Annotated in this window: 1 protein-coding gene; it reads right to left on the bottom strand. The window is 61.0% G+C overall.

The genetic code is table 11. The features are described from left to right. On the bottom strand, positions 1–6,764 hold a 6,764-nt coding region (locus B0O95_RS14945; RefSeq protein ID WP_104078550.1), incomplete at both ends, for a hemagglutinin repeat-containing protein.

Raw genomic sequence — 6,764 nt, 5'->3', positions numbered from 1 at the left:
ACCGCGATGTCAAAACCGCCTTCGCCAGCCTCGATCCCTGCCTGCTCGGCAACGCTCGCGTAGTTGCCGCGCGCGTTGCCGTTCTGCACGTTGAAGCTGGCACTGCCCCCGCCCTGGCTCACGTTAAGCCCAACGCCCGCGCTATGCTGGTGCGCCGCACTCATGCTGGTGTCCTGGACGCTCGCCACATTCAGGTCGCCCTGCACATCGGCGACCACCCGATTGCCCTTCACGTTCGCGCCCACAACGTTCGTATCACCGCCGCTCTTAATCGTCACGGTCTCGCGTGCGCGAACGTGCGTATTATTCTGCATCGCCCCGTCCGAGTTGCCGTCGCCGTTGGCACGCGCGGCCGACGCCGACACCCCGAGCCCCTTCGTGCCGATCGATACGCCGATGCTGCCGCTTGTCGAGCCATTGTCGTGACGCACACGCTCGGTGTCAGTGCTGTTGCGCAGATCAACCCGATCGGTGGCCGCAAGGTGGACGTTTTGCGCATCAATCTGCGAGCCGCGAATGATCACGTTCCCCTGGCCTTGACCCTTCTCGCCCGTCGCCTGGAATGTCGCGAGCCCACCCGCCTGCACGCGATTGCCGCGCGCTTGCGTACTGTCCTCGCTGAACGCCGAGCGACTGCTGGACGAACCGACGCTCACCGTCAGCTTCGCTTCAGGCATCTCGCCCTGGGCCAGCGTGCCTAATTCGCCCGGCACCGACTGATACGCATCGTACAGGCCACTGGCCCCGGCTATCCCGCGCAGCGCCCGTACCCGATCATCTTGACTGTGGGCGCCCGCGCTGGCCTGCTGCACGACATTATTCACCGCTGCGATGCCAGGCGTTTGAACCCCAAGCGTCACGCCGCTTTGCCGCATCGCATGTTGTCCGCTATGGTGCTGTTCATCAGTCGCAGTCTGCAGCGTCACCGTCTTCGCCGTGCCCACCACGTCCTTCGCGGCGATGAGGTCGCTGCCTTTCACGTGCAGTTCGTTGCCCACATTAATCGTCACGCTATCTTTGACCGAACCGACCACGCTGCCGTGATGGGTGACCGGCGAGGATTGCGCCTGGTCCGATTGCGCGCGCGAGCCAATCGTCACGGCCAGTCCGTCTCCGGATAGCAGGCCCGATTCCTTCTGGTCGTAGTAGGTCGACGACTGTACCCTGTCCTGCGAGGTCGTCATGTTGACATCGCGACCCGCCTGCAACTTCACATCATTCGTGCCGACCACATGGCTGCCCGTGATGTTGATGTCCCGGCCACTTGCCATCGTCACGCCGTCGGCTGAAATCGTGCTGCCTTGACTGTAGGCCGCCGTCCGGTCAATACCGCTCGCGGCCTGGGACCCGCTCACGACATTGCTGTGGCTATGCGTCTCGTGCGAATGCAACACGTGCGTTTCAGTCACCGCGCCCACGTTCACGTCTGCGGCCGCCAGCAGGTTCGCACGGCCCTTGTCCAAACTGATCGCACTGCCGCTGACCGTGATGTCCTGACCCGACACGATATTGACGGTATTGCCGCCCTTGAGTGTCGTGCCCGTGAGTGTCTGATTCAACGTATGCAGCGTCTCCGCATAGCTGCCATGACTGTCGCTGCCCGAGCTGTTGCTGTTCGTGGTCGTTGTCGCGCTCGCCGAGCCGAGTGACACGTCCCCCTTGGCGACAATGTTGCCGCCTTGCCCGAGGTCGATCTGCGCACCCTTCGCCGTGAGGTCGCCGCCAACGTTGATATTGGACATACCGCCGACCTTGACCGAGCTGCCGACAACGCGGTTGATGTCCGTGTTCGATACACCGTTCGCACGCTGTACGATTTTGTGCTCGCCAATCTGCTGCGCGCCGAGCGTCCAGTGACCGCCGATATCGGTACTGAGATCGCCGCCAACCACAAGATTGCCCGCATGCTGCTGGACGTCCCCCCCAGTCACGATGCTCGCGTCACCCGCCACCTCCAATTTCGCGGTCGGTCCCAGCCTCGTCGTGACACGCGTCGCGCCGTCACGGCTCACCTGGTGCGTCGTCTTCGTCGCGGTATCAAGAACCAGATCTTTCCCCGCATCCAGTTGCAGGCTGCCGGCCTTCACGTTGGCCGACGTCAGGTCGATCTTGCCCTCGGTCGTGAGCGACATCAAGTCGCCGCTTTGCAGCACGCCAAAAGCGTTGTCGATTTGCTTGCCCTGAATGGCGAGCGTATGCTCTGCCTTGACGGTGCCGCTGTTCGTGAATGACTGCACATTCTGCAGATCGATATTTGTCGCGGTAATCAGCGGACCGTCCATGTTTTGCTGGCTAGCCTTCGCCAGATACACGACCGGCACTAAAACCAATTGACCGTCGACCACGCGCGTCTCCATCATCACCACGTTGCCCGTCAGCTTCGACACCTGTTCGGCTGACAAGCTCACGCCAATCGGCAAATCAAGCGACTTGGACAACTCGGCACCGGCAGCCATCAGAGACTGGTACATTGACTGCACATCCGTGTGCGGACCGAGCACCGCCTTACCCGTGAGCGCCGTAACCTGATTGCGCACTAGTTGCTGTTCGTAGAATCCATCGCCGAGACGTTTCGCGAGGGGCGTAAGATCGACGCCGATTTGCTTGAAGAAGTAATCGCTCGAAATGAAATGCTTGTGGTTCGTGAACGCGGGGTTCGTCTCGATCACATAGCTTGGGTTCGGTGCGGGATTCGGTCTGAACAACCCGCCTTGCGGAATCGTCAGGTTGTTCAGCACGTTTAGCGCCGTGGCACTCGCAATGATTGGATCGACGATCGTCGATACGCTGCCCCGTACTGGCATCCCCGGCAATTTCGTCCCGCTCACGTTGCCGTTGAGCGAGCTGATCTTCGGCCCTGACACCGACTGGCCGGGGGACAGGCCGAGCGACGGAATCGATGCGTTGCCCGTCGGGTTGTTGATGCTCACGCCCGTGCCGGAAATCGTGCCGCTGGCCCCCCAGGTCGCATCGTAACCTGGCAGCCTGTAATCCTTGATGTCGGCAGGTGCCGCTTGCGTATAGCCTCTTGGACGGCCAGTGACGAACGGCGCATCGCCAAACGGCAACTGCCAGTTGTGTTCACTGTTGTCGTAGTTGTTGTAATGATACTGCCCCGAGTACCTCACTCTGACCATCGGCGCCTGCTGGCCGGTGGCGGCCCAGCCATCCATGTCCAGGTGGGTGGGTTGCTGGATATCGCCGACTGCCGCCACATTGCTCCAATAGTTTTGCAGCAGGCCGACTGCCGACGCGTCGAGGGCTCCACCCGAGATGATCTGTCCGGCTGGGCTGATGTCCGTCACGGTGTTCGCGACCGCCTTGCCCTCGTAGGTCGTGTACTGATATGTGCTGTTCCACTGGCCGCCATGCGGCGGCTCGGTGAATGCGCCGCCAATCATGCTCGCCATCTCCGGGCTGGGCTTGTCGACCCAAGGGACACTGTGACCGTAGCAGGCCTCCATATAAATCGCAGTGCAGCCTTGCATGCTGATGTTGTGTCGCGCTAGCAAGGCCGGGTCAACGTTTTCGGTGAAGCCCGAGGTCCTCATCACGCGGCGTGTGTTCAGGACCCTGTCGGCATGCAACTGCATTGGGCCACCGGACTCGATCCGCGCGGACTGGTTATTGATCAGCGCAGCTCTCGTGTAATGACCATTGGCATCCTTGCCTCCGGCCAACACGACCTTACCCATGCCGACAATTCCCGTTTGTGCCATCGTGTCAGTGGCCGTCGTGTCGTCGCGGTTCTCGATGTCGCACGCGAGAATTTCCAGCAGGCCTTGGCTGTCCGAGGCGCCTATCAGCGCCGTCGGCCCCAGATTGGACACCGTACCGTGCGCCTGAATCGTCGCACTGCCGCCAACCAGCGTTCCGGTATTGGTCAGATGGCCTGAATGCGTACGGAGCCAACTAACCGCCGAGATCGAACCGGAGTTGACGATATTGCCTGCATTGACGCTCAGATTGGGGACCCATTGCAGGTTCGCGTGGTTTGTGAACGTGCCCGGCAACGTGAAGGTCAGGCCGTGACCGACCTTGAACTGCGTGTCGGAGACTATCGTGTAATCGCCTTGCAGATGCAACGTTGCATCGTTGGCCGCGCCGTATGTGCCGCCGCCTTGCAGCGTGGTCGCCGCTACCGTCAGGTTGCGCGTCGAGCTAATCAAGCCGTCCGTGTTCGTCACTGCGCCAGTCATTGTCACGTCCACGTCGCCGTTAGAGTTGGCGAGATTGCCGATTTTGCCGCCACGATTGTCCAGCGTGGCCCCTTGAACGTGGAGCGTCGCGCCGCTCAGTTGGCCACCTTGCGCGTTGACAATCGACGCCGCACTTACCGTCACATCGCCGTTGCCCGTAATCTTGCCCATGTCGGCAACACCGCCCGCATGACTGTTGACGATTTGGTTTGTACCTTGCACGGTCATGCTGCCCGTGCCGAGATCGTTGATCGAACCGTCAGTATTGTCGATCGACGCGGATTGAATCTCGAGCGTACTCGTATCGCCGGGCGTCGATTGGCCCGCCTGAATATGGCCGGCCTGATTCACGAGCGCGCCTTCATTCGTCAATGACAGGGACATGTCCGAGCGCATCAGTCCTTGCGTATTATTGACATCGCCCTTGATCGTGGCGATGATGCCGCGTTGGGCCGACACGGCCCCTTGTACGTTGTTTAGGTCGCCGGCTTCAATAAGCGCCTGGCCCATGCTCTCGATCCGACCCGATGTATTATTCAGACGGCCTGCGCTGTGACTCGGCGCCACCGTCAGCACCCCTGTGCCGGCATGCGTAATCGTGCCCCCTGAGTTGATCAGCTCAGCGGGAGCGAGCGTTAGCTCATGGCTGTTGGTCTTGAGCGTGCCGTCGTTCGAGTTGTCGATCTTGCCACTTACCTCAACGGTCATCGGCAACGCTTGCCATTGCGTGATTTTGCCGCCGCGGTTCGTAAGGTCCGTCGCCTTCAATGCAAGCTGGTTGGCTTTGATCGTACCTTCGTCGTTATCTAGCGTTGAATCGACCGTCAGGCTCAAATGGGATGCGCTGATCAAACCACCGTGATTCGACAGCGTGGTGCTATGAAGGATCGCCGCCCCCGCGCTTGTCTCCAATGTGCCGTTGTCGTTCGTCAACGTGCCGCCGAGCGTCGCGGTGAGTCCGGTTTGACCGACCAGGGACCCCGACGTATTGTTGAGGGTGTTCGTTTGGACGACGATCTGGCCGTTGCTGTCGATCTTACCACTGACGTTCGAAATCGAGCCTGTGCCATTGCCGAGCGTGAGCGTGCCGTTGCCTGCGTGATAAAGCGTACCGCCGTCATTAATCAACGCCGCGGGGGCAAGTTTCAGATCCGTGCTGTTGGTCTTGAGCGTGCCGTTGTTCGAGTTGTCGAGCGTTCCGCTAACGTTGACGGCGATCGGATCGGTTCCGGTCTGCGTTATGGAGCCGCCGCGATTGAGCAAGTCGGTCCCGTTCAACGACAACCGATCTGCCTGTACGGTCCCGGAACGATTGTCCAGCGTCGTTCCGTTCAATGTGGCCGCCTGTCCTACGATCGTGCCGCCGGCATTATAAAGACGCGAACCCGCATCGACCGTGACGTTCTGAGCGGCCTTCAGCAGTCCGTTGCCATTGTCAACAAACTGCTGTCCGATCACGCGCAGATTCGCCGTGGTCGACATCGTGCCGTGATTGGCGACAATTCCTCCTTGCACCGTCACGTCGCCGTTGCTACCGATCACACCGCCTTGCGCGCCGTTCGCCGTCGTGCCCGCTGTGTTCGTCAACTGGCCGCTCGTCGTGACGGATAGGCTGTCGCGGTTGAGCGACGTCACCCAACCGCCAGAATTGTCCAGCGATGCGCCGTCGATAGTCATGTTGCTGGCGCTCTCGATGATGCCTTGCTGGTTCAAGATTGCACCGCTGTGCACCTCGACCGTACTTTGCGACAGCAGCTCGCCGCTCTGATTGGCAACTTGTCCGCCTGTCTTTACTAGTAGCGGGCCTTGCGCCGAGACTTTGCCGCTTTGGTTCGATACGCTGCCGCCCATCAGCGTCACGTCCGCGCCGCTCGACAGCTTGCCGTGGTCGTTAATTAATGCGCCCGATGCGGTCGCCTTGATCCCGCCTTGCGTGCGCGTCGTCGCGGCCGATAGGTCTAAGTCGCCCGCGTTGGCGTTCAACGTCAGGCCACCATTTGCGATGGTACGGCTACCGGCAAGATTCACGTTGCTGCCCGTCAGGGACACGTCGCTGCCTGCGCCGTGCTTGCCGGTCACGCTTAACAGCCCCGTCGCCGTCACTTGCAGGTCGCCGGATTGGCCCATTGAGCCGTCGCCATTCACGCCCGCGCCGAGCGTACCAGTCGAATGGACGCTGCCGGCGTTCACCGTGACATCCTTCTGGGCCGTCAGCATTCCGCTGTGGACGAGGTCGGCGCCCGTATTCACAGACAGGTACTGTCGGCTATCGATCGTACCGCGATTGTCGATCCCGCCAGCGGCCGACAGCCTGATATTGCCGCTCGCCGTCGTCTTACCCATCGACACCAAGCGGCCTTCGCTCGTCAGCGTCAAATCACCAGCCTGCGCGCTAATCTTACCTGCGCTGTGCACTCCCACGCCGTGTTCGGTGCCAACCATCACGATTCGATCAGCGTACATACCGCCAAGTTGGCCAACGTCAATCGATACGCTTGGCGCCGGCCCGTCGCCTTGAATGGTCGTGGCCGCTAGCGTGTCGTAAGGCACGTGGTTCGCACCGCT

The organism is Mycetohabitans endofungorum (assembly GCF_002927045.1).
Lineage (GTDB): Bacteria > Pseudomonadota > Gammaproteobacteria > Burkholderiales > Burkholderiaceae > Mycetohabitans > Mycetohabitans endofungorum.
Note: the sequence above shows the minus strand (reverse complement) of the source record. Positions and strands in the feature narration are given on the sequence as shown.